Consider the following 24,356-nt stretch of genomic DNA (forward strand, 5'->3'; position numbering starts at 1 on the left):
CGTTGTTGTGGAATCGGCCCTCTCAGCACACGATAGCGCGCTCTCGCAGGCTCTGTATTTCATTTTCAGTCAACCCGAGGCGTTCTTGCAACACCTCAGACGTGTGTTCTGCAAAACGCGGAGGCGCTTTGAGGTATTGCGGTCCGGTCTTGGACAGCCTCATGGGATTGGCGATCATGGGCGCATCCCCCACCCCCGTCATAGGCAAGTTGAAGGCTAGCTTGCGAGCTTGCGCCTGCTCATGGCTAAATACCTGATCAAGCGCCAAAATTGGTCCGCATGGCACGCCTGTGGCGTGCAGGCGCTCGGTCCAGCATGCCGTCGTCTCAGCACTCAGAGTGAGCGTAATGTCAGCGACAAGAACCTCGCGATTGGCGACACGGTCCGCATTGCGCATGAAACGCGAATCAGTCGCCCAATCAGGCCGCTCCAAAGCCTGTGCAAACGCTTGAAACTGTCCGTCATTGCCCACAGCCACCGCTATGCGGCCATCGGAGGTCGGAAAGTCCTGATAGGGAACAATATTGGGATGAGCATTGCCCTGACGTCCCGGTGTTTTGCCTGAGACGAAGTAATTGGCCGCCTGATTGGCCAGCATAGCCGTCTGCACATCAAACAGCGCCATGTCGATATGTTGACCGCCCTGCCCCTTCGTGCGGGCGAGCAAGGCGGCCATCACAGCGCCAGCGGCGTAAACGCCCGTGAACAAATCCACCGCCGGGACGCCCACTTTCATGGGCGTATCCTCGCCCGTGACGCTCATCAGCCCGCCCATGGCCTGGATGAGGAAATCGTAGCCGGGCTGGTTCTTCCATGGACCGGTTTGACCGAACCCGGTCACCGAACAATAGACAAGATCAGGGTTAATCGCGTTGAGGCTGTCATAATCAAGACCGTATTTCTCCAAGCCGCCGGTCTTGTAATTCTCGATCACGACATCGCTTTCGGCCGCCAGTTGTTTCAGCACCGCCTGGCCTTCAGCGTCCGCGATGTTCACAGCGATCGAGCGCTTGTTGCGGTTCGCGCACAGATAATACGCGGCGTCTGCGGCCTCTCCATGCTCATCTGTGAGAAATGGCGGCCCCCAACGCCGGGTATCGTCACCGGATTTCGGGTTTTCAACCTTGATCACATCCGCGCCGAGATCGCCCAGAATCTGGGCGCACCAGGGTCCCGCCAGAACGCGTGACAAATCCAGAACCCGTATGTGAGACAATGGCGCAGTGCTCATGGACAAACCTCTGTCAGCGCGTGGAGACCCTCAGCGCTCTGGGCTACCCCTGTGTCCACGCCAGCGCAAGCAGCCCTTGCGTATTGCCCCCGCTCTCCCGCCGCCTAGCCTGCACCCATGGCGCACAGCGATTCGACTCTTTCCCCTCAGCTCGACCAGGCCCGTCAGACGATGGCGGACGTGTTCGGGTATCGCGATTTCCGGCCCGGCCAGGCCGAGATCATCGACAGCGTCCTCAAAGGCCACAACGTTCTCGCCGTCATGCCCACAGGGCGCGGCAAATCCATGTGCTTTCAATTGCCCGCCCTGCTCAGAGGCGGGCTGACAGTGGTGATATCCCCGCTGATCGCCCTGATGCGAGACCAGGTCAGCGCCTTGCAGGCCGTCGGTGTGAACGCCGCCGCCCTGACCTCGACCGATGAAGCCCAGGATCGCGAAGCGGCGTGGCGCGCCCTCGATGACGGCAGCTTGCGCCTGCTATACATGGCGCCGGAACGCATGGCGGTTCCTGGACTGGCGGAGCGGCTGGGCCGGGCGGGCCTGTCGATGATCGCTGTGGATGAAGCCCATTGCGTGTCGCAATGGGGGCATGATTTCCGCCCCGATTATCTCAGAATCTCAGAATTTGCTCAGGCCGCAGGGCGCCCACAGATAGCCGCCTTCACCGCGACCGCGGACGCGGCGGCGCGGCGCGACATCGCCGGACGGTTATTTGAACAGGCGCCGGACGAATTCGTCTCGGGGTTTGATCGCCCCAACCTGCATCTGGCGGTGGGGGCCCGGCGATCCGGCGCCGCCCAGATCATTGATTTCGTCAAGGCGCGCCCTGATCGCGCCGGCATCATCTACTGCTCCAGCCGCAAGGCCTGTGACGACATCGCCGCCAAGCTGCAAGCCGAGAATGTCTATGCCCTGTCCTATCATGCGGGTCTGGACGCCCAGACCCGCAGTTTCCGGCAGGACGAATTCGTCAAGGGCGACGGGGTGGTGATGTGCGCCACCATCGCGTTTGGCATGGGTGTGGACAAACCTGATGTCCGCTATGTGCTTCACGCCGCCCTGCCCAGCTCCATGGAAGCCTATTATCAGGAGATCGGACGCGCCGGACGCGATGGCGATCCGGCTGACACCCTTATGCTCTGGTCCTTGTCTGACGCCGCGCTACGCCGTCGCCAGATCAATGATGGGGATTCAGACGAAGAGCGCAAACGTATGGAGCTGCGGCGCCTGTCCGCGCTGATCGCCTATTGCGAAGCCCCCCAGTGCCGCCGCCAGACCCTGCTGGGGTATTTCGGCGACGAGATCGAACCGTGCGGACATTGCGATCTGTGTGACGACCCGCCCAAGCTGATTGATGGCCAGGTTCTGGCGCAAAAGGCCATGTCGGCGATCGCCCGCACGGGCCAGCGCTTCGGCCTGGAGCATCTGATCAGCGTTCTGCGCGGCCTGAAAACCGACAAGGTGCTGGCGCGCGGTCATGACGCCTTGCCCACGTTCGGCGTCGGCGAAGACCTGTCCAAGGACCAATGGATGAGCGTGTTTCGTCAGCTCTTCGCCTCCGGCGCCATTGATCAGCCGATCGATGGGCATGGCGAGTGGATCATCACCCCCAAGGGCAAAGAGATCCTGTTCGGCAAGCTCCCGATCAAGCTGCGTCCGCCGGAGGAGCAACGCGGCGTTCGCTCTGCCCGGGCGCGGCCCAGCGACGCGGCCGACCAATTGCTCTCGGAGACCGACCGGGCGCTTTATACTGCACTGCGCAAAAAGCGTCTTGAGCTCGCCAAGGAGTCCGGCAAACCCGCTTACACCATCTTTGCGGATCGCACCTTGATTGAAATGGCGGCCAGCAAGCCACGCACTCAGGAAGACTTGTCACGCATCTTCGGCGTAGGCGCCCGCAAGCTTGAGCGGTACGGCGCCGAATTTCTCGCTGTAATTGAAAGTGAAATTTAGCACCCCCAAGACACGATAAATTGCGTGTTAACCGCCTCCGACGCACAAAAGTTAGGATTGATCGCTCGCGCATCGAGCATTGCGCATCCATATGTCCGCATATTTTTTATAATCTTTGACTAAAGTCCTACCCGCCTGAGACCGTCCTATCGCGGCCTCGGGGTCGTCTCTAAAACTAGAGGGCGGGCTGGTCCCGCCTTTTTTTTCTATTCTCAAATCCAGACCTGTAATCACCCCAACTGTGGCATCATCGCCATAGAGCTGTGATGGACAACGAATAGATTTCACTTTTTTGTTGCGATGCAGCACGCGCTCTGCAAAGGTTTTGTTAACGACAGACGCAGCCCAAGCTGCGCGCCCGTTTAGAGACGCACCGCCGGCCGCCGCAAACCGCGACGGAGGCGACTATGAGACAAGATCAGACCGGCGCAGCCCGGCCCTTCGGCACACGATCGTGCCGCCCCCTTCGTCGTATTCATTCGACCCGACTGGACGAGGCCGACCTTGCTCCGTCCCGTCAGAGTGCGACCGAGGACATCATCATGACCGATTACACTGGCGCGCAGCCAAGTCTGCGCGCGCGCGCCACGCGTCTGGGGGCGCTAGCGCTGGCCGCTTTGAGTTTCACCGCTCTGGCTTCAGAGAGCGCCTATGCTCAGGTGAGCGATGAAACCGCTTATATTTTCAATACGCTTCTCTTCCTGATTGGCGGCTTTCTGGTGATGTGGATGGCGGCCGGTTTCGCCATGCTGGAGGCGGGTTTTGTACGCACCAAGCACGCCGCTGTCATCTGCCTGAAAAACATTGGCCTTTACTCCGTCGCGGGCCTGATGTTCTTCGTCATCGGCTATAATCTGATGTATTCCGGCGTTGGCGATCATGGCGGCTTGTTCGGCACGCCCTCCATGTGGTCGCCCTCCGAAACCGCGGCGGATGACGCCATTGACGTCACCGCAGCGGGCTATTCCAGCGCTTCAGACTGGTTCTTCCAGATGGTGTTTGTGGCCACCACGGCCTCGATTGTCTCAGGCGCTGTTGCTGAACGCGTGCGGATCGGATCGTTTTTCATCTTCACTGCCGTTTTGGCCGGGGTGATCTATCCCATCCAGGGGTCCTGGGAATGGGGCGCAGGCTGGTTGGACTCCCAGTTCGGCTTCTCTGACTTTGCGGGTTCAACCCTGGTGCACTCCACTGGCGGCTGGGCGGCTCTGGCGGGCGTCATCTTGCTGGGCGCACGCCGCGGTCGCTTTGTCGACGGCAAGCCGGTGACCATGCACGGCTCATCCCTGCCGCTCGCGACTCTGGGCACCTTCATCCTGTGGTTTGGCTGGTTCGGCTTTAACGGCGCCTCCCAGCTGGCGCTCGGCAGCGCAGCGGACGCCACCGCCGTGTCGCAGATCTTCGCGAACACCAATATGGCCGCAGCCTCCGGCGTCGTTACCGCCTATATCGTCTCCATGCTTCTGGGCAAGGGCAAAGCCAATCTGGGCTCGGTGCTGAACGGCGCCCTCGCCGGTCTGGTCGCCATCACGGCGGAACCACTGACCCCGACCATTCTGGAAGCCATTCTGATCGGCGGCGTCGGTGCGGTGATCGCCACCTTCGGCGCGGTGCTGATGGAAGCCGTCCGCCTGGATGACGTGGTCGGCGCGATCCCGGTCCACCTGATGGCGGGCATTTGGGGCACCATGGCCGTCCCGCTGACCAATTCTGACGCCAGCTTCCTGGGTCAGGCCGTAGGCGTGGGCGCCATCGGGGCCTTCGTCTTCGTCACCAGTTTTGTTCTCTGGCTGGCTCTGAAAGTTACGCTCGGCATTCGTCTGAACCCGGATGAAGAAGAGGTCGGCGGCGACCTCTCTGAACTGGGTCACAGCGCCTATCCCGAGTTCACACCCAAGAGCGAACCCAAACCGGCTGAGTAACCGGGCAGGCGGGGCGGCCTGAGCGCCGCCTCGCCAACTCTGGCGAGCCACGCGATCACATGCACAATCTTAAATGGAGAATAGCCATGAAAACCACAGTTTTACTCGCAGCAAGCGTCCTTCCTCTGGCCATGGCGACCACCGCCAGCCTCTCTGGGGGCGCCGCACAGGCGCAAGAAGTCTCGGCGAATGTGGCGATGACCACAGATTACCGCTTCCGCGGCGCCTCGCTCAGCGATGAAGCCATCGCCATTCAGGGCGGCTTTGACGTTGCGTTTGAGTCCGGCTTCTACGCAGGGACCTGGGGATCGAGCATCGAGCCGGTCGGCAATTCGGAAATGGAGCTCGATTTCTACGCTGGCTATGGCGGAACGCTCGGCGAGCTGAGCTATGATGTGGGCGTGATCGGGTATTTCTATCCCGGTGCTGAAGACGTGGCCTATGGCGAAGTCTATGGCAGCCTGACAGGCATGCTCGGCCTGGTGGAGACCACCGGCACGATCGCCTACGCTCCCGAACAAGACAATATCGGTGATGACGACAATCTGTATTTGAACCTTTCAGGCTCCGCGCCGCTCGGAGAGTCAGGTCTCAGCCTGATGGCGGGCATCGGTTATGAAACCGGCGCCTTCGGCGATCCCGACGGCGATGGCGACGACAAGGTCGACTGGACGATCGGCATCGGCGGCTCAGCCTATGGCGTGGATTGGTCGCTGGCGTATATCGACACCAGCGAAGATACCGACGGATCGGATGAAACCGCCGTCTTCACGATCTCCAAAGCCTTCTAGACACAACGCTTTGTCCATGAATGGTCTGAAACGGCGCAGTCGTTTCAGACCATTCGTCTGTTACCCCCAGCCGCCAGAGGCGCGCCATGCGACCGAAGTTCCGCACCCCGTCTGATGAGACGCTTACAACCCTGTCAGACATGGATCTGCGTCTGCTCATCGCGCATCAGAGATACAATGTGCGCGCTAGACGGCTCGCCTTGAAAGAACTGCGCGAAAGACCGGCTCCCTCGGGCTTTTCTGCGTCACAGACAGGCGCTCCGCCGCCCATCTCCGACACTCCCACATCCGCGCCAGATTTCAGGCCCAAAGGCGGTCTTGCGGATATCGCCTGGCTCGGAGTCCTGCTGGGCGCTGGCGCTTTAGGTCTGCAAATCCTGAGTTGGACAATGCTTGCAGGCTGATCATTATTGAAAATCATGCCTCGTTTCTGAAAATCTCAACTCGATTTCAAATTCGCGGAGCCAGTTGGTGCTGCGCCCTCCATCCCTGACAGCAGACCGCAGCAGAAGCGGTCAAAGTCTGATGGAGTGATCGATGTCGTCTGTTCTCAAACCTACCCTTGCCCTGTTAGCCCTGATGCTGGCTTGCGGCTCTGCTCCCGCCTTCGCCGATGAACCGGCATCCAGGACTGTGTCCTTAGAAGGCTTGGTTCTGACGGACCCTCATGACGCCGCCATTGCGTATCGCCGCATCCGCATCGCCGCCTTGAGGGTCTGCCGTGACGAACACCAGTTCGGAGCGACTTCGCTTAACGCCATGGGTCAGTGTGTGCACATGACCGTGTCCAATGCTGTGGCGAATTTGAATGTCTCTGAGCTGTCCTATCTGCACTCGCACCGATCGGGCGCAACAAACCTTGCCAACGCGCAGCCTCGCTCAGCATATTAATCTCTGAGCGTTCGAGGCGACTGGAATGACATCAATTGATGTGCTGGATCTAATGCTGCGCAGTGGTGCGGCCGGGATTTGCCTCGTCCTGGTCGCCCGACTCGCCCCACTTGCGATCACAACCCTGCCCGCCCGGTTTTGCGCTCTCTTCGCTTTGGGCGCAGCAGCCTATTGCATTGCCAGCAGCCCGGTCTTGCGTGACGTGGCGCCAGTCGTAGCAGCATCCGTGAAGCCCTTTGCAATCATGTCACCCATCTTTTTCTGGTGGTTCGGCTTGTCGCTTTTCTGCGATGACTGGCGATGGAAACCCATATACCTGTTGCCGATGGCCTTTGTGTCGATCTGCATGCTTCTAGAATGGGTCAGCACATCAGAGCGCACAGACGCCATGGCGAACCTGGCCAGCGAAGCAATCCACATCTTGCTCGTTCTGCATGTGATGCGCATCATCCAAATGGGCTTTCGTGACGATCTGGTGGAACCGCGTCGCCGCATCCGAGGTTGGTGGCTCGGAGCCATCGGCGTCACGATTATCGGAGCTGCTGTGGTGAGCGCCCTGCGCTTGAAAACAACGATTTCTGACACCGTTCTGACCCTTGAGGCTTTGGGTCTGTTCTTCACGACATGTCTGTTTTCAGCTTGGGCCCTATCCCCGCATTCGGACTTTTTTTCCCGCGCAAGTGAAACCCAAAGCCGAACCGGCCATGGCTGAGCATCAGACGGCGGACAGGCGCCTGATTGAGCGATTGCGAAGCGCCATGGCAGCGGAAGCCTACCGCACGGCAGGACTGACGGTCGGGCGATTGTCTGAACGGCTTGGCGTCCCGGAACATCGATTGCGAGCCGTCATTAACCGCCAGCTCGGCTATCGCAACTTCTCATCATTTCTCAACGAGTACCGAATCGAAGCCGCAAAAACAGCGCTCTCAGACCCACACAGTGCGGATACGCAAATCCTGCACATCGCTCTCGATCTTGGCTATGGCTCCATAGCGCCCTTCAACCGCGCCTTTCGCGACCTGACGGGGGATACGCCGACAGGGTTTCGTCGCAAGAGCCTCACAAAGGTTGATGCGTTCAATGGCGGCCCTTCAGACTAATCAGTCGGCGCTGGAGGTGTGGTCATGCACCACGCGCCAGCCGACGTCCTCTTTGCGCAGGATCAGCGTGAACAATCCCGTGGGCTCATCGGCTTCGCGATAGAGCGTCCAGCGCCCGAACACATAGGCGGCGTCCTCTGACAGCTGGGTGACGTCGAGATCGGTGAAGGCCAGCCAGCCCATAGCGTCCGGCGTGTCATAGCGCGCCTGATAGCGCGCCAGAGTCGCCGCCCAGCCGGTGGTCACAGAGCCGCCAGAAGCGAAGCGCAAATCCTCGCTTTCAAGATACCCCGCCATGAAGCCGGGAATATCGCCTTCATTCCAGGCGTCCTGCTGGGCGGTCAGCACGGCGCAGATCGACTGAACCTCCGCCCCGGTACCGGTGCACACAGGATCGGCAGGCTGGATGAGCGACAGAGCCAGAAAAACGACGGATGGGGCGAACATGGTCAGACCTTATGACTGTGATATCGCGCCTGAAGGCGTGCGCCATCCTGACTGACCGCACTCCAAATCACCAGCCCGAAGCTTGTCTTACGCTTTGGCGCGGGCGGAATTGAGGATTGCTTGCGCCTCTGAAACCGTCTCCCGGACGCGCTGACGAACGCCGCCCATAACCACAACGGCATTGGTTGTCGGTGAAACCTCGGTGGGCAGGGGCGCTTCGGCGTTTTTGGCCTTGCTGGCCTGACACCAGATGGTCTGACCATTGGGTGCGTGAAGAATAGTGAAACTGGGCGCCGTCTTCTCCAGCTCTGGGCCCACAGTATCGATCGGTTCAAGCACCAGGCGTTTCGGGGCGAACAAGGCTGTGCCCACATGCCCTGGCTTGCCATAAATCTCGTTTCGTATTGTGGGCCGAGCGCGCGCGATAACGGTGGCGTCAATCTCGATTTTGGACCCGTCCGGCAGGGTGAAACTCGGCACAGCGACCTCCCAACGTTCGTCCGTTAACCTTGAGGCATATTCGCTCAAAAGGCTAGCCTGACGGTACGCCGTCGCCGCTTTGGCGAGCGGCTGTTCCGCCCCTCGCTTCTCATTCATTTGACGGAATACGGAAAAACCCGACCACTGACATCAAGCTCGCCACGCTTTTCCTGCGGACGCCAGACAGGCGTGGCGCGCGCCAGACGATACGGTCAACGCTTGAGGAAGTATCGATGTCAGGGATGCGAAAGCGCAATCGCGCGGACAGTCAATCACCACCCCCCACAAAACGCCATGTTTTCAGGGAGAAGTGGTGAGCCGACAGGGATTCGAACCCTGGACCTACTGATTAAAAGTCAGGTCTTGGCATCTGTTTACAGCGACTTATGCTGTAAACGGAGCCATAAATGCGCGGAACAAACAAGAAACTTGTAAACCGAGATTGTGTGGCGGCGATGGTCGTTTTTGCAACCCTGACCACCCCTGCCTTGGCCCAGCCCCTTGAGCCATACATCGCCGCTCATACCGGCTTCGCCCGGTCAGACGAAAACAACCTCATCAATGCCGATACGGCCTATGCAGGCGTTGACATTGGGCTGATGCCAGAGCGGGCCGGGCTTGGGTTTTTCGTGGCGGCTGACTACGCCGAGGCGAATGTGGAGAGCTATAACTGGCCCGGTGACGTGGTGCAGGGGGATACGCGCGCTCTGGCGGTGACGGCGAATGTCGCGCTCTATGGCCCGGAGATTGGCTCTGTACGGCCCTATGGGGCGCTAGGAGCGGGCTGGATGCGGACTGAGTACGATGTGCCCGGGACCGTCGAGAACGGCGCTGTGCCCTTCCTGATGGACGCTCAGCACGATGGCGTGGCCGCGCGCGCCCAGATCGGACTCCTTGCCGATCTGGCGGGCGGATGGTCTGTTGACACCTCTGCGGTTTACCTCACCGGCTTTGACCGCAAGATTCCGCTTGAGCAAGGCCCTCTTGACGCCAACCCCGGTATCCATCGCCAATGGGCGGTGAGGGTCGGAGTGCGCAAGGCGTTTTGATCTGCCAAGCCCTGAAACGAAAAAGGCCGCCCCGAGATGGAGCGGCCTTTCTTATTCGTCTGGCGCCGTCACCCGGCGCGCCCAACTCTGAAGAAGGGCGAGACGAGTGGCGACAGGAGTATGAACCGAGAGAAGCGCCAGATAGGCCAGCTCATAATCTCGACTGGTTCGCGCTTCCGGTGGCGGAAGTTCGGGTATGTCCTCAGCCCTCGGGGGGATCATCGCCTCCGCGTCCGGTGGCGCGATCAATGGCGCGTCGAGCGGCTTGGGCGGCGGCGTCGACTGACAGGCTGACAGACCGATCAGAAGGACAATCAAAAGCATCAGACGCTTCAGATATGACATTGCGGGCATCCTCTATGGTGCGTGCGGCGTCGGTGATGATCAGGCGGGCCTGATCGCCTTCAGCCGCGTTGGTCTTTTGCTCAGACAGGAAGGTGTTGAGCTGGCCTGTCAGGCTGGCGAGATCATCACGGGCGTTCTGGTCGGCATGGTTTTGCCAGCCATGAACGCGGCCCGTGGTGTATGCGCCGGCCACAAGCGAGGCGGCGCCGGCGATGGCGAGGCCGAGCCCGATCAGGCGCGGCGGGATAAGCGCCAACAGCGCGCCGATCATCCGAACACCCACTCTTTCAGAAGGACAAGCCGAACCCAGGCATAGGGCCAGAGGAACCAGCCAAAACCGATCACCACACCGGTGGCCAGCGCGCCAGCAAAGGCCAGATGCCCCCAAAGGATCAGGAGCACGACAAGCGCGATCACGGCGGCCAGCGCCGCGCGCATCAACGTGGCGTACATGTCAGTCTCCTATGTGCTGAGAACGAGACCAGGCAGATAGCCCGGCTGTCCTTTTGGTTTCGTGAGAACGTCCCGGCGGTCGCCAGGAGCGAAGCTGATATGCAGCCGGTCTTCGCCGGGATACCAGATGAGCTGATCAAACATGATCGGGCTTTTGATGATGCGCCGGGCGGCGATGTGCGCGGAGAGACCACGCGCCCTGAAGTCCAGCGCCCAGCCCGTCACATGGTCAGAGGTCGGAGATCCGCCCACAGCCTCATTCACGAGGGGCGAGCGAAACCAGCTGGTCACGTCGATTATCAAGCCCAGCAGGGAGCGGACAAACTCCATGCACTCCGCGGCGCTCTTGATCGCCTGAATGGCTTCAGGGCCGGGCGTGTTGTCCAGCCCGTGCTTGTGCGCGGTCTGACTGCGCAGGGCTTCGCGCCAGGTGAAATGTTGAGTGATTTTACCCTGCATCGCCGCCTCCCCGCTTCATCGCGCGGATGTCGTCAATCGCTTCGGAAAGCGTCTTGCCCTTCCACGCGGCCGCAGTGGCGGGGCCACAGACAACGCCAAGGATCACGCCGATGATCTCGCAGCCGGGCGGCAGAAACGGCGCCCAGCGCACGGCGACGCCCAACCCGACGCCCATCACCAAAGCCGCGCCGGCATAGCTCCAGCGCTTTTGCACGCCCGGAAGGAACCCGATCAGGCCCGCAATGGTGAAAAGGGTGATCAAAGCCAGATCGATCGTGTCATTAAACAGGGTCACCACCCTTTCGAGCCCGTCCGCCATTAGACGCCCTCCCGCTTGAATAGATGAGCAACCCCGCAGTGCATGACGATCAGTGCGGATCCGGTCAGGATCTTGTCAGCGGCGATATGCAGGGAGTCCCAGCCGCCCAACTTTCGCCAGCTCATGGATGTGATGAAATCAAGCGTGCCGACCGCAGCAATCAGACAGGCGATCACGGCGCCGAATACACCTAGCGCTATGAAGTCTCGCGCCGTCCAGCGCTGCGCGTCAAACTCGCGCCCAAGAACCCAGCGCGATGCGGCGGCGATCAGACAGAAGGGTGCAGCAGGTGGGCCGTCATACGCCCGGTGAAGCGCCCTCACCCCCGCATAAGCGGCCACAGCATAGGCGGCCAGCGCCCAGAGATAGGCCATCAGGTTCAGCCATCCCAGAAGTGAAACCGGAAGCGACATGGAGTCTCCTTTACTGAGACGCAGGCATGAAAAAGCCCGCACGCGGCGGGCGGTCGGGGTGAAAGCTATGGAGCGGCGGCTATGGCCACCCGGCCTCAAGATCAATCGCGTTCAGGGCGTCAATGTCCGCCGCCGCGTCGATCTGAGCGGCCAGACTTGCCTCATTGTCAAAGCAAGCTTGAATGTGCGCGTCGATGGCGAGGCCGTAGGCTTTCAGCTGGGTGAGCGTCCAGCTTCGCCACGCTGTCGCGGTGAGCTTGAAGCTGATCGGATCGGTTGACCCGCTTTCCTCCAGCACCCGGATTTTCGCGGTGACGACTGCAAGCGCTGCATCAGCATACGCGGTTTCGCCGTCATAGGGCATGAGCTGGGATTTACCCCAGCGGAGCGCCGCCACCTGCGCCTTCATGGGCGCCTTGGCCGTGGCGAGCAGGTCGTCTGTGGCCGGGTATTGATCAAGCTCGGCGTCTGGGAAAACCCCGATCAGACGTTCAGGCAGTTGATACAGCCCCGGCACGACACGCACAGGCTCAAGGCGCCCCGCTTCGTAATCGCCACGCACGCGCGCGGCCTGATCCTCTGTCAAGATGATAAACATTACAGCCCTGCCATATAGGTGTTGAGACGCGAGTAAAGGTTGGCGTGCTCGGTCGCGGTCAAGGAGCTGCCGATGCAGTAAACCGATATCTGTCCATCCGCATAACTCGCCGGACCGCTTGCATTATTCCGGTAAGCGAGCAGCAACAGGGTGTCGGTCGGCAGGTCTGTCGCCGTAATTGTCCCTGTATTGCCCGCCACGCCGTTGGTGTACGTCTCTTGCGCGCTGAGCGCCGACTGGTTGTTGGCGAAAAATCCGGTGGATGCGCTGTGCAAGACTGTGCCGCTGGTAGTCGCTGCGGTGCGCGCCTCGGTAGCGCTGGACCGTAGCGCAAAGCCAAAAGCGCGTGTGTTGGCGTTCGTCAGAATACCTGAATAATAAGCATTATTCGCAGTCGCCTGGCCTCGGACCCAACATCCGATGAATGCGCTCGACTTGGTGGCCTGCACCGCATCTGTGCTGAGCGTGAAACCCGTGTCAAGATATGCGCTCGAACCGTCGCCTGCGTAACCCTGATCAGCGGTGAAGGTGGGCGAGTTGACTGGGGTCAACGCAGTTCCGGCGGGGTTTTTCCAGTCCAGCCGCGCCGCTTGTGCGTCATGCGCGGCCATCACCCAAAGCCGCTCCAACTTCGGCCAAATGCCGTCCGCCTTCAGGCCGCTGATCAAGGCGTCGATCAAACCTTCCCTGGCGCTTGTGGGCGCAATGGACATTTGTGCAATCAGGGCCTCGGTCGCAGGGTCAAGAAACTGCGCCGCTGTCGTAAAGCTCACAGTTTCCGACCAGTCGCTGTCGCCATAAGTTGCGCCGCTATGCCGCGCCCTGACGTAATACGTGGTGTTCACAGAGAGATTGCCGCCCGGAACCGTCCAGCTGGTCTTGTTGCTGGCGTCGTCCACCGCCTGCACCACAATTGTCGAGAATCCACTGTCGCTGGCGATCTGCCAGTCTGTGTTGGCGTGCGTGTCGCTGCCATTGGTCGTGCCGAAAGCGCTTGAAGTAATCGTCGGCGTTTCGCCAATATCGGTCGCGCCATTTGCGGGGGCGGTGATGGACGGCGTGTTGGTGAATGGCGCGGTATAGGTGTCTTTTGCCTTTGGCTCGATCACCTTCATTTCCCAGCCGTAATTCGCATTAACGTACTCGAAAATCACCCGCGCACCGGTCAGGGTGAGGTTCTGGTTTTTGGATCGCCCATTAATCCCCGCAGCACCCGGCACGGTGACGGAGTTGGTCGCATTCCAAACCCGGAGCGGGTCGTGCAGCTCGAACCGCTGGCCTTGAGTGGGAGAGCTGGGAAGGGCCGTCAGCGTGATGGCCCCGCCCGACGTGTCAATGGGATAAGCCGAACCCACAGCAGGCGTGAAAGCGCTCGTCTGGATCGCGGCGACCGTGACGCCGCCGCTCGCGTCCTGTGGCTCATAGGCGCCCGCTGCGTTGTTCCAGGTCAGCACCTGCCCGTCAGTCGCGCCGTCTTGCTCAAGGTCCGCCAGCGGAATATCTGTGCCGCTCATGCGGGCGCCTGCCGCTGCGACATTGGCCGCATCGGTCACATCTGCGCCGTCCTCGACATTGATGTGCGCGAGCAGCGCCGCCTTGTTCACGCCAAGCGCAATGGTTCCGCTCGATGTAATAGGTGATCCGCTGTCAATCTCGATGCCGTCAGAACCGGAAATGGCCACACTGGTGACAGTGCCGACGCCAGTGCCATCCGCGCCCTTGGCCGCCAGCTTGGTCCATGTTGCGCCTTCTGTCGGGGTCGTGCCCGTAGAACCCTGAAGCGCCAGCCATGTCTCACCCTGATAGGTGACGATGTCGTCAGCGGCATAGGGCGTGCCCCCATCCCATGCGCCCTGGAAGTCATCTGCGAGCGCGCCTTGTGGACCGGTGTCTCCCGTATCCCCCTTGTCACCCTTGGGGATTGCAATATCGAACACCGCCGCCGCGCTCGTACCGCTATTGGTCACGGTCGCGCTTTCGCCCGGATTAAGCGTCGACACAGTGCCCACGGCGATGGTGGCCGCTGCGCCAGAGACAAGGCCGAAATCAAGCACCGCAGCAGCGTTGCTTCCGCTATTGGTGACGGTTGGTGTGGAGCCCGGCGTCAAAGCCGAGACCGTCCCCACGCTGACCGTTGCGGCGGCGCCCGCCGGGATGCCGAAATCCAGAACTGCATCCGTAGATGTGCCCGAATTGGTCACCGTGGCGCTCTCACCCGGCGCAAGCGTCGTCACGGTCCCGACCGCGACCTCGCCTGTATCGCCTTTCGGCCCGATCAGAGACACGCCCGCAGGCCATGCCCCCGACGCCTTCGGACCGTAGAAATCGCTCGCAGCGGTGTCGTAATAGAAATCGCCGTCCTCACCGACGCCAGAACCGGGGGCTCCCGTGCCCGACAGGATGGTGCGCCCATCCTTACCGCCTATATCAAGGATCGCTGACCCCCACGCCCCGCCCGCCTTCGGCCCGTAAAGCAGGCCATTGGTGTTATCAAGCGCGAACTCCCCGTCCACACCCACAGCATCAGAGGGCGTGCCCGTGGTGACGATGAAACCGGAGATCGAAAGCAGGAAATTGGCCATGCGCTCGGCCACTGTTCCGGTATAGGTATACCAGCGGTTCAGGAGCGCCACGATCTCGGTTGAGGCTTCGGCCTCTGTGATCTCATCCGCCTTGAACCGGGCGAGCACGTCCATCAGCGCGGGCGCAAAGCCCGCGTTATCCAGATTGTTCATGAGATTAATTCCACTGCAGGAAGGAGCCGGGCGGGATGATCGACACCGCAGGCGGAGACGGCAGGCTCGCAGGCGCCGAGCTCGACAAGCGGACATTCACGCCCACCGGGCCAGATGCCGCTTCGACCGCATGCACATAGGCCCGGTCGCCATAGAAGCGGCGGGCGCCGTTATTGTCGTTGAAGTTCTCGAAATAGCCGCCGCCGATATTCTCGGCCGTCACGATAAACTGGTACTTGATCGAGGTGGGGTCTTCACCGCCATTCTGGGGCGGGCGATCAAAGATGACGAAACTCCAGGGGCGAAGCTCGACCTTGCTGGCGTCGCGCCGGTTCCCCGAAGACCAGTATCCATTCACCGCCACCGAAAAGTGCGGCGTGTCCTCGCCCAGCGTTGTGGTCACCTCACCCGCAGACGGGTAAGTCGCCTTGCGCACCAGCATCACCCGACCGTTGAAATGGCCGAACATGTCAGACGTGGCCTTCATGGTGATGCCCGCCGTGACCGCCACCCATTCGCTGGCCGGGAAGGCGATGGCGTTGGTCTCGATTGACAGGGGCGTGAATGCAGACGTCGCCTGCGCCGCCGTGCGCGTGGTCGAGTTGTTCGGAAGGAAATAATGCCGGTTCTCAAAGCCAATCCCCTGAGAGCCAAGAGCGCCCGGCTTGATGCCTTCGCGCTGAATGCCGCCGTCATCTGTGTCACAAATCAGCGTGCCGTCAGCCTTGCGAAGACGGAACCGGCCATCAGTATCGGCGTTGATTTCTACAACCCGGACGGTGCCTGCGGCGTTGGTAGCGTAGAATGCATTGTTGACCGCATCCATGAAAAAGCGCTGGTCACTAAGCGTTGGGCCCCACGAGAAAACCTGTGCGAACTGGCGAATGTTCGTGGCTGTACTGCCGCCAGTCGCGACGGCGCTGATCTGAATGCCAGCGGTCGTACTGTTCACAGCAGTCGAAATCAGCCGGGTGGCCAGCAGCTCATCCACATCAGCCGAAACCGCCGCTACGTCCGTGACCGTCGCCAGACGCGGGGTCACACCGTCCGCCTCAAAGACTTGCGCACGCAGAAGCGTTATGGCCGAAGCTGACGCGTTCTGCGCCGTCGCCAGCGTGTTGTATTGATCTGTCAGCGTGGAGAGGGAATCCCCAAAGGCGCTGAACTGCGTCGTCGTGCTTTCGGTCAGGGACTGAAGGTCATCAGCCAACGTCATTGTGACGTCTTGAACCCCGGCGACAGCATCCCCTACCGCGCTGATTTGGGCTTCAAGCGTCGTCTGCACCGCCTCTGTGGCGCTGATCCTTTCGGTGCGCTCCTGCGTGAACAGGTTCACCGCCTTGCGATCAACGCCCTGACGCTGGCGCGCCTCTTCGATCAGAGACCGTACGTTCGCATCCTCAAGCGCCTTGACGCCGGACAGCAGCTCGTCAATCAGGTTTGACAGACGCTCAAAGGTGTAATCCCCGATCCGCCCCGCATCCGTCGCCACCAGTGCGCCCGTGGTGACGCTGGCCAGCACCCGACGTACGCCGATGACGCCAAACTGAGACACATACCGGATCGCCACTTCATAGGCGGTCTCAGGCTCCAAGCCGGTCAGGACGACATTCTCGGTCCCGATGTCGTATTCACCAAACACACGCCAGCCCGCGTCATCATCCGCCCAGGCGGAGCCGGTGTCCGGGTCCACCGCCGTGCGGTATTCGACAATGAAGCCCTTGGCGTTGTCCTGATCGGCCGAGCCCGTGACAAGAATGGTGGGCTGCTTGCCGGCGCCGGGGCTGGCGCTCCACACATCAATCGCCGGGGCCGGCACGTCATAGATGTCAGGAACCGTCAGTGTGGCCGGAACCGGCGGCGTATTGGTGCGGCCCAGCGCGAAGTCATGCTTGCCGTCGCTCTCACTGATAAAGCTGACGCGCACGATATTCGTGGCCGGGTCAAAGGACCGGTTCAGGCATTTCAGCTCGACGCCATCCAGAAGGAAGCCCGGTTCTGTGATGGTGAACACATCGCCCGGTTCAATCTGCATCGCCCAGGGCTTGAGCGGCACGGTCCCGCTGAAGGGCTCCCGGCTGTCCAGAATGGCGTAGGCCGCCAACTCTGCGATCTGGTCGGCGTTCGATCCGTCCGCATGCAGGGCCACGAACGGATAGGACAGATCCCGATCGATCACCCCGCCGTCTGCGGTCACATAGGACGCAACGCTGATTTCATCCTGCGGTACATCCTCCCAGTTATGGGATTCCATGCGGCATGTCGGGACCAGCGTGTTGATCTTGTCCAGGCGATCCGCGTTGGTGGCGATCTCGAACGGCCCGGCGGTGTCATCCACCGACAGCGTGACGACGCTCGATTTCGGCGCCGAGACGATGCAGCTGATCTTGCCCGCAAAGCGCGCATATCGGGCGCCGCCCGCCTGCATCAAGCCCAGAAGCACCTGATGCCGGTCATCCAGAGATGACGGATAGGCCGAAGCCGTCCAGCCGTTCGCATCACAGACGGTCGCCCATTCCGCAAAGGCGGGCAGATACACGCCCGCAGAGCCCGCCCCAATGCCGCCGACCAGCTTTGAGCCCTCATAAAGCCCCATCGCCCAATTGAGCGCCAGCAACGCCGGATTGTCTGAATAGGCGTAAGTGCTCGGCGTTCCCCAGCGATGCGACCCCGACCCGCCCGCCACCGTGGTATCAAGACGCGGATCATAGAGCTTGATCCCTTTCAGCGTCAGCCGCGTGCGCGGCTCGCCCGAGGGGTAGGATTTAAACTTGCTGTCCTGGTACAGCGTAAGCTGACAGGCGGCGCGATAGGGCAAAGCCTGCGATGACCCCCAACCCTCATAGCCGGGTGTCGCGGCGTCCAGACCGGTTTGCGCAAGCGCGGTATCGCTGGACGTGCCGAGCGTCGTCTGAAGCCACATCTTGCCGTCATAGGGGCTTGTGCTCGCCACCCCGTTCGCGCCAAAGCTCACCGCCACATCGTCAGCGTAAAAGCTCTCGATTTGCTGGATCGGCCCGGCGCCAGAACACACGGTCCAGATGGATTGATACCGGTTATCCCCGCCCCACTCGTCACGGTGGACAATGCGGCCCGCCGCCGCCACACGGCCCAGGGCGAAGGGAACGCCGGCGGTCGGGTCCGCGCGCCATTCGGTGGGCGCACCCTCCACATTGGTGTTCGGCTGCATCAGGGCGGACGCCGCGAATCCTGCCACGGTCAGGGCGCCCTGCACCGTACCCAGCCCCATCACGGCGCCGCCAACAATACCCGCAAGCGTGCCGCTGCCTGTCAGGGCGAACGTGCCCACAGCAGCCGCTTTTGAGACGACCGTAATGGCGGTCACAGCCCAGCTAATCGGATCAGCCATGCGGAACCCTCCAACACGCCAGCGTCAAATCGAGATTGGGAACCAGCACCGCGAAGGAGCCCAGCCCATCTAGGCCGATCACCCGGCGCGCGGCGGGAGTGTGAACCACCATCAGGGATGCCTTGAACGCATCACCCTCTGGCGTCGGAAGCGCGATCAGATCGCCGGGCAAGGCCATCGCCGGGGCGATCCGCACCAGTCCCAGCGCGTCCACTGCATCACACAGGCTTTCGATCTTTTGCTCCTTGAACCGGCGCAGGGCGGTCTGCTCGCTCGAATACCGCACACCCTTTAGCAGCGGGACCGCATGGCCTTGCTTGCGCAATGCGAGCGCGCACAGGCGCACACAATCGGTCTTGCCCCAGATCAACGGCGCACCCTCAAAACGGGTCAGACACGCGCTGACGGCCCGCTGGCGAGCCAGCAGGCTATTCTCGGCTTTCTTCGCCATGGCTTAGACGAGCCTCGCGTTGAAATTGCCGCCGCCGATGCCGCCGCCACCGCCGCCGCCGTAATTGATCGCGCCGCGCGGCTGTTCAGCCCGCCAGTAAATCTTGCGGGTCAGGCCAGACATGAGAGGTTTGAGCGCCGCAGATTCCGCCAGACGCACGCCGCGCGGGGTCAACTGGAATTGCTCGATGGTGTAGGAGCTGACCACAACCGAGCGGCGCCCGGTGGAGACGGACAGGTTCGCCACGTTCACAAACCCCGTGGTCAGTGTGACAGGGGTTCCGATCACGGCGCCCGTATCCGGGTTGATCAGGCCCCAATAAAGCGTCCAGGCGGAACCCTGCGCAGCCGGGGCTGACAGGGCCGTCACGCCGTCATCGGTGAAGGGGGCAAAGGTCAGGTCTGGCGAAATCGCCTCTGACACCTGCCCCTCTTCGATATTGGCGACCGCAGACAGAACGCCGATGTCATCATGTTCGGGATGATAGGTCTGACCGCCGAACACCACCGTTCCGCCAGATGTCAGCCGCACCGTCTCATCAGGCAAGACCAGTTCAAGCGCGATAAACGCATGAGGGTTGGCTTGCTGCCATGCGGCGATCGACAGCGTATCCATCAGCCGCGCTCCCGCAGGGTGAAAGTTCGCGGCAGAGACAGAAAGCCTTCGCCGTATTCAAGGCCCGTATCACTCATCACCAGACCTTCCAGCTTGGGGGTGGCGATCTCCATGACGTCATTGTCAGACGGGCTCACACGCAGCGGGATGCGCAGATCAAGCGCCGCCGTTCCGGTTCCGCTAGCCGTCACAGCCGAGGCGATGGGGTAGGTGTAGCGCCGGCCCGTGCTGGCGATGTGGGTCACATACGCGCCCTTGGGGATTACATAGCCCGCTGTCACGCCGTCCACGTTCAGCGTGCGGCCGAGCTGGCCCGCGCCCGCCACTCGTGGCGAGCCTTCGTTCGCGGCGATGATGTCGCTTTGATCAATCGGCCAAATCAGCGTGTCGAACGGCTCTTCAAGATCACCCCACGCCAAGGCGTCAGCGCGCGCCATGGGCGTCAGCGTCACCCGCGCTTCAAGGTGCTGACCCGTGCGCGTGATGAAATTCATGTTCGTTTCGAACGCGGACGCCGAACGCGCCGCGCGGGGCGTGACGCTGATCGCCCAGGTGCGGACATGGCCGGACGGCAGGAGCTTACCCATGGCCTACCTCAAACGCTTGCTGGCGCGCATCTGGGCGCCCGCCATATCCGCACGAGATTGCTGGACCGCGCCTTGCGCAGCCTGCACGGCGACCGGCGCGGCGGCCTCTTGCACAGCGGTTTCGAACAGATCGGACTTGTCCACGCGCACCACGACCACACGCTCGCGGATTATCTCTCGCCCCATATCACTGGCGCGGATGACTTCACCGGGAACCGAAGGGGAGAAGAATTCGCGGCCTTGCTCTTGCCACTGATACGCCATGCCGGGGCGTGCGGGTCCGCCCGCGGCGCGCTTGCCGCCAAAGCCGAACAGGCCAAGCACAGAGCCTACAAGCCCGCCGCCTTTGGAATCGCCCATGCTGTCGAACATGGAGCCCGCGATATTGCGGAAGGCGTCATAAAGCCCTTCGAAAGCCGCCTCACGCAGGCGACCGATCAGGAACTCTTGCAGCTTGCCGTCCCATGCCGCCATGGCGCCGCCTGCGAACACAGACGCGAACTCATCCATGAACGCGCCACGATCCTCTGCAAGCTGCTCCTTGTAAGCCGTCGCCTGGAGCTGGCCGAGCTCGATGGCCGCGCGCTTCTCTTCAGAGAGCGCGGCGGCCTTGGCTTGGGACTCAATGCGGGCGAGCTCTTGTGCGGTCTGCGTCTTGCTCGGATCATCCATGCCGGTGGCGGTGGCGTCCAGCAGATCGCGCGGGGTCTTGGCGAGCTGACTTGCGCCGCCGCGCGCAGGATCATCGCCCAGATTGGTCTGCTGTCCCAGCGCGTCGCCTGCCTGCTCGAAGCCGCTCTTGAGATTGCGGACGCGCTCGGCTTCATCGCGCAACGCTTCAAGCATCAATGATACTTGCAGCCGCTCAGCATTGCCGTTTGAACTGCCCAACAATGATCGGCCTGGGCCCAGCCCAATTCCCGGCGTGTCGCTCGCCATCACCTGTTCGTTGATGTCGCCCAGCGCGTCCCGGCCCATCAGCGACATGAAACGCTCTCGGACATCGGACAGGTTGCCCCTGTGTAGGCGTTCGCCAGTCCCAAGCCTCTGTGACAGATCGCCAGCAAGAACGCCCACTTGCGTCAGCCGCGCCTGTGCCTCCAAGCGGCTGGCGGGATCTGCATCAGACATGCCCGCCCAGCGTGCGATCTGGTCAGCCAATTGCGTGGCCAGCTCGATCATACCCGGCAGAGCATCCGTGAAAGCCTCGGCAAGCTCTCCAATATCATCCGCATTGTCGATGATGGCGCCCTGAACATTCGTGCGCAGCACCATGCCCAGCGTTTCCATCTGGTCAGACGCCTCGGCGCCCTTGGCGATCATCTCATCTGTCAGCACAAGGCCAAGCTCGCGGGCGCGGGCTGTCAGGCTGGAAATCCCTTCTTCACCACGCGCCAGCATGGAGGCGAGGCGCGGCCCGCTGTCTTCACCGAACAGCTGTGACGCCAGCGCAGATCGGCGGGATTCGCTCTCCATATCGCTGAGGGCGCGCACGACCTCACGAAACACGCTCTCAGCATCAGCCAACTCACCAGACGCAATACGGCCCTCAAGACCCAGCGCGCGAAAGGCTTGAGCCGCAGGCCCAGCCTCGCCCGTGCCGCTGGCCAGGTGTTGCTGAAACAAGCCCAAGCGACGGTTCAGGCGCGAAATGGAATCGTCAAAATCGCGGGTTTCAGCGCCGGACTGGCTGGCCGCATAGCGCATCTCTTGCAGGAATTCCGCAGACACGCCCGCGCGATCGGCAAGATCTTGAACCGCCTCGGCGGCTGACAGGGACTCGCGCACCAACATGGCGAGCCCGGCGCCGCTGACGACGCCGCCAATGCCGAGCAAAGGGCCTGCGGCGCGCAACAATCCGCCAACGGCTCGCTGCGTGCGCTGAATGGAATTCTCCACCCCGCGCCATGCCGGGCCGGAACGGTCCCGCGCATGAATATCGAAGCGGAAGTCTGATGGCATACCAAGGGGCATAGGCGCTCCCATGCAGAAAAGCCCCGCTCAAGGGCGGGGTGACGGCTGGATTTGAGATCGGAAAGGATCAGGCCCGCCTTTCAGCGGGCCTGCCTGGGGTTAGTCACGCATGGAGGCGTAGATCATCACCTCATGGATGACTTCGGACATGTCCTTGATTGATGCGCCGTTCTCGGGCTTGTCAGGCTTGGTGCCGTCATTGGCGGCGGCGTATCCAATCAGATAGGCCAGATACCAGGCCATGTTCCTGAAGTCCTCGTCTCCATCAAGTTCGAAGGCACTACCAAGCTTCAGGAGAAGATCTTCTGTCAGACCCTGAACACGCATCTGGACGGTTTCTGGGTGATTGGAGAGAGGAAGCCCGCTAAAGACCCCCTCTTTCCACTGTTTGATGAACTCGTCGCGCTTCATCCGCGCCGCCCGACAAGGCGAAGATGGCCCTGCCCTTCCCGCGCGGAGCGGACTTCAACGAGCTTGGCGATCAGCCAGTCACGACCGCCAGCATTCTCGATCCAGTCATGGATGGCGTCGCAGTCGAACAGATACAGCCGGCGCTCTGCCGTCATGCGCATCCGATGCCCGCGCGTCATGCAGAAGCGGCGCAAGCGTTGGGTCAGGTTCCCGGCACGCCCCCGGATCTCGCCCATCTGAAACCCGAACTCGGTCAGAACCTGAGTGGAGGTCTTGAAGCCGATGGCTTGAGACACCGCCGGGTCAGGGCTGGAAAGGTCATTCACGCGCTTTTCGATCTCGGTGACCTTGTGCGAGAGCATCCGGGAGATTCCGAAGATGCGTTCGATCTGGTCAGACAGTTCGGCGGGCAGTATAGACTGCCCCGATGCAGACCCTTCCATGCGTTCGCGGACGACCTGATTACACCACATGTGGAAATCATGGTTCAGATATTTCGCGTAGGCAATGGCGACTTGCCAATGAGCGAAAGTCCCAGGGCGGCGGCCACCTCGCGTCACCTTGAAAAGCTCATTGCCGGATTTCCCGGCATTGAGAATTTCGGCGACATGATTTGCAAATTCGACGGATGATGCGAGCACGCGCCAGTCTGCGGGTGCGCGGCCATCGGGGCCACCTGCGGCCTTCCACATATCGGTCAGGCTGAGCATTTCGCCCTTTTCGCGGATCGAACAGCCATTGTAGGTCAGATCGCCGCGGTTGACGGGGTTCGGTTGGTTCGGCATTTAAGGACTCCTTCGCGGCGGCTCACATCGCCGGGGAGAATTTGAAGGACGGGCGAGGTGGAAGCTTTCTCAGGGCACAACCACCTCGCCCGTTTTTGTTTGCGCTGAGAGGGCGCAAACGCGCCGGGCTGTGAGCTTCCCGGCAAAGCTGTTCCCGCTTCGTTCGTGCAGCAGGATCGTGCATCTAGCTACCCATCAAAGCCCCCATAGGGCAACTGGTCTCAAGGCTAATTTTGTAGCTGAAAGACACTTGACACTGTTGTTCCGAAGTTCAGATCGGCACTTACAGTCTGCATTTATTTTCCCGTGCGCAGCTTGATCAGCTGTTCGCACAGGTCCAGAAGCGGAAATTCCTGCCCCTGCGGATCGTCTTCATCCATGAATTCTTTGAGGACAGTGATCTTGATGCGGGCATCTCCGACCGTGCGGACAGGCGCGGCCATCATCTGGGCTTCAAGCTCCATCCATTTATTAGCCGCGTCTTCGCATTGCCGCCCCAAAGCCTTCATTTCGGGCGACTTCAATGCCCTGTCACGCTCCAGAAAGCGGCGGCGCACAGATTCACGGTTCTTCTCGTAGTTTGGATGGAGAGGGTTTAGACGCCACGTCTCGGTCTGCTCGAAAAGTGTCCAAGTTTCCGCGTCATCAACATGCTTGGTGGCGCGCGCAAAGCGGTGAATGGGTATCGCTTTGTCGATCTCCTCATAGGCAGCGTGATACTTCGCGTCCAACCGTTCGGATTCAACCTTCAGCGCCTGCACCAGTTCATACTGATGCGCCATCACGCCGCTGGCGGCTGTTGCGGCGGAAGTCCCCGTGTTAGTTTCTTGCCCAGCTTGGGTCATTGCGATCACTCCATTTGATCGGGTCCAGGTCAGGGCCGGGTTCGGAGTTGCACCTCCTGCCCGGCCCGTGTATTTGTGACATTAAGAACCTAAGAACGCACTTATGGATTGTCAATGTCGAAAATTCAGAAA

Annotated in this window: 25 protein-coding genes; 7 read left to right on the forward strand and 18 right to left on the reverse strand. The window is 61.3% G+C overall.

What is annotated here, in order from left to right:
- Positions 1-22: 22 nt before the first annotated feature.
- A complete protein-coding gene (locus tag ACQ66J_RS01305) occupies positions 23-1,231 on the reverse strand; it encodes a CaiB/BaiF CoA transferase family protein (protein ID WP_430430170.1) in 1,209 nt (402 codons plus the stop codon).
- 117 nt (positions 1,232-1,348) lie between these two features.
- On the opposite strand from ACQ66J_RS01305, the gene recQ reads away from it, so the two are divergent.
- The 6 genes from recQ (at position 1,349) to ACQ66J_RS01335 (ending at position 7,888) form a co-directional block, all read left to right on the forward strand.
- Positions 1,349-3,184, forward strand: coding sequence for a DNA helicase RecQ (gene recQ / locus ACQ66J_RS01310; RefSeq protein WP_430430171.1), 1,836 nt, complete (start codon positions 1,349-1,351; stop codon positions 3,182-3,184).
- 542 nt (positions 3,185-3,726) lie between these two features.
- Positions 3,727-5,106, forward strand: a complete 1,380-nt coding sequence (locus tag ACQ66J_RS01315) for an ammonium transporter (RefSeq protein ID WP_430430172.1) — start codon at positions 3,727-3,729, stop codon at positions 5,104-5,106.
- An 86-nt stretch (positions 5,107-5,192) separates the two neighbouring features.
- Entirely contained in the window at positions 5,193-5,897 is a 705-nt protein-coding gene (locus ACQ66J_RS01320; RefSeq protein WP_430430173.1) for a TorF family putative porin, read from the forward strand.
- 537 nt (positions 5,898-6,434) lie between these two features.
- Positions 6,435-6,788: a UrcA family protein gene (locus ACQ66J_RS01325; protein ID WP_375548804.1), complete on the forward strand. Its 354-nt coding sequence runs from the start codon at positions 6,435-6,437 to the stop codon at positions 6,786-6,788.
- 25 nt (positions 6,789-6,813) lie between these two features.
- Positions 6,814-7,500, forward strand: coding sequence for a hypothetical protein (locus ACQ66J_RS01330; RefSeq protein ID WP_430430174.1), 687 nt, complete (start codon positions 6,814-6,816; stop codon positions 7,498-7,500).
- 46 nt (positions 7,501-7,546) lie between these two features.
- Complete coding sequence (locus ACQ66J_RS01335) at positions 7,547-7,888, forward strand: helix-turn-helix domain-containing protein (protein WP_430430175.1); 342 nt, start codon at positions 7,547-7,549, stop codon at positions 7,886-7,888.
- On the opposite strand, the gene ACQ66J_RS01340 is transcribed toward ACQ66J_RS01335, so the two are convergent.
- Both ACQ66J_RS01340 and ACQ66J_RS01345 read right to left on the reverse strand, forming a co-directional pair.
- Positions 7,889-8,335: a YybH family protein gene (locus ACQ66J_RS01340; RefSeq protein ID WP_430430176.1), complete on the reverse strand. Its 447-nt coding sequence runs from the start codon at positions 8,333-8,335 to the stop codon at positions 7,889-7,891.
- An 87-nt stretch (positions 8,336-8,422) separates the two neighbouring features.
- Complete coding sequence (locus ACQ66J_RS01345) at positions 8,423-8,815, reverse strand: hypothetical protein (protein WP_430430177.1); 393 nt, start codon at positions 8,813-8,815, stop codon at positions 8,423-8,425.
- A 407-nt stretch (positions 8,816-9,222) separates the two neighbouring features.
- Here ACQ66J_RS01345 and ACQ66J_RS01350 point away from each other — a divergent pair, with 407 nt between their 5' ends.
- Positions 9,223-9,864, forward strand: a complete 642-nt coding sequence (locus ACQ66J_RS01350; RefSeq protein WP_430430178.1) for an outer membrane protein — start codon at positions 9,223-9,225, stop codon at positions 9,862-9,864.
- A 202-nt stretch (positions 9,865-10,066) separates the two neighbouring features.
- On the opposite strand, the gene ACQ66J_RS01355 is transcribed toward ACQ66J_RS01350, so the two are convergent.
- From ACQ66J_RS01355 to ACQ66J_RS01425, 15 genes are all read right to left on the reverse strand, one after another.
- Complete coding sequence (locus tag ACQ66J_RS01355; protein WP_430430179.1) at positions 10,067-10,480, reverse strand: hypothetical protein; 414 nt, start codon at positions 10,478-10,480, stop codon at positions 10,067-10,069.
- Positions 10,477-10,662 carry a hypothetical protein gene (locus tag ACQ66J_RS01360; protein ID WP_430430180.1) on the reverse strand — a complete coding sequence of 62 codons (186 nt, stop codon included), beginning with the start codon at positions 10,660-10,662 and terminating at the stop codon, positions 10,477-10,479. The genes ACQ66J_RS01355 and ACQ66J_RS01360 overlap by 4 nt, the downstream gene beginning before the upstream one ends.
- 9 nt (positions 10,663-10,671) lie before the next feature.
- Positions 10,672-11,121: a D-Ala-D-Ala carboxypeptidase family metallohydrolase gene (locus ACQ66J_RS01365; protein WP_430430181.1), complete on the reverse strand. Its 450-nt coding sequence runs from the start codon at positions 11,119-11,121 to the stop codon at positions 10,672-10,674.
- Positions 11,111-11,440: a hypothetical protein gene (locus ACQ66J_RS01370; RefSeq protein WP_430430182.1), complete on the reverse strand. Its 330-nt coding sequence runs from the start codon at positions 11,438-11,440 to the stop codon at positions 11,111-11,113. Before ACQ66J_RS01370 ends, ACQ66J_RS01365 begins: the two co-directional genes overlap by 11 nt.
- On the reverse strand, positions 11,440-11,853 hold the full coding sequence (locus ACQ66J_RS01375; RefSeq protein WP_430430183.1) for a hypothetical protein: 414 nt from the start codon (positions 11,851-11,853) through the stop codon (positions 11,440-11,442). The genes ACQ66J_RS01370 and ACQ66J_RS01375 overlap by 1 nt, the downstream gene beginning before the upstream one ends.
- Positions 11,854-11,932: 79 nt before the next feature.
- Positions 11,933-12,451, reverse strand: coding sequence for a hypothetical protein (locus ACQ66J_RS01380; RefSeq protein ID WP_430430184.1), 519 nt, complete (start codon positions 12,449-12,451; stop codon positions 11,933-11,935).
- On the reverse strand, positions 12,451-15,186 hold the full coding sequence (locus tag ACQ66J_RS01385) for a hypothetical protein (RefSeq protein WP_430430185.1): 2,736 nt from the start codon (positions 15,184-15,186) through the stop codon (positions 12,451-12,453). The genes ACQ66J_RS01380 and ACQ66J_RS01385 overlap by 1 nt, the downstream gene beginning before the upstream one ends.
- 4 nt (positions 15,187-15,190) lie before the next feature.
- The gene (locus ACQ66J_RS01390) at positions 15,191-18,556 is read right to left on the reverse strand and encodes a hypothetical protein (RefSeq protein WP_430430186.1); all 3,366 of its coding nucleotides are present in this window, start codon (positions 18,554-18,556) and stop codon (positions 15,191-15,193) included.
- Positions 18,549-19,007: a DUF6950 family protein gene (locus ACQ66J_RS01395; RefSeq protein ID WP_430430187.1), complete on the reverse strand. Its 459-nt coding sequence runs from the start codon at positions 19,005-19,007 to the stop codon at positions 18,549-18,551. The genes ACQ66J_RS01390 and ACQ66J_RS01395 overlap by 8 nt, the downstream gene beginning before the upstream one ends.
- 3 nt (positions 19,008-19,010) lie before the next feature.
- Complete coding sequence (locus ACQ66J_RS01400) at positions 19,011-19,622, reverse strand: hypothetical protein (protein WP_430430188.1); 612 nt, start codon at positions 19,620-19,622, stop codon at positions 19,011-19,013.
- The gene (locus ACQ66J_RS01405) at positions 19,622-20,209 is read right to left on the reverse strand and encodes a hypothetical protein (RefSeq protein WP_430430189.1); all 588 of its coding nucleotides are present in this window, start codon (positions 20,207-20,209) and stop codon (positions 19,622-19,624) included. Before ACQ66J_RS01405 ends, ACQ66J_RS01400 begins: the two co-directional genes overlap by 1 nt.
- Before the next feature lie 3 nt (positions 20,210-20,212).
- On the reverse strand, positions 20,213-22,183 hold the full coding sequence (locus ACQ66J_RS01410) for a hypothetical protein (protein WP_430430190.1): 1,971 nt from the start codon (positions 22,181-22,183) through the stop codon (positions 20,213-20,215).
- 99 nt (positions 22,184-22,282) lie between these two features.
- Entirely contained in the window at positions 22,283-22,426 is a 144-nt protein-coding gene (locus tag ACQ66J_RS01415; RefSeq protein ID WP_430430191.1) for a hypothetical protein, read from the reverse strand.
- Positions 22,427-22,590: 164 nt separating this feature from the next.
- Complete coding sequence (locus tag ACQ66J_RS01420; protein WP_430430192.1) at positions 22,591-23,379, reverse strand: KilA-N domain-containing protein; 789 nt, start codon at positions 23,377-23,379, stop codon at positions 22,591-22,593.
- A gap of 296 nt (positions 23,380-23,675) precedes the next feature.
- Entirely contained in the window at positions 23,676-24,224 is a 549-nt protein-coding gene (locus ACQ66J_RS01425) for a hypothetical protein (protein ID WP_430430193.1), read from the reverse strand.
- Positions 24,225-24,356: the final 132 nt, after the last annotated feature.

The organism is Oceanicaulis sp. (genome assembly GCF_965284345.1).
Taxonomy (GTDB): Bacteria; Pseudomonadota; Alphaproteobacteria; order Caulobacterales; family Maricaulaceae; genus Oceanicaulis; species Oceanicaulis alexandrii_A.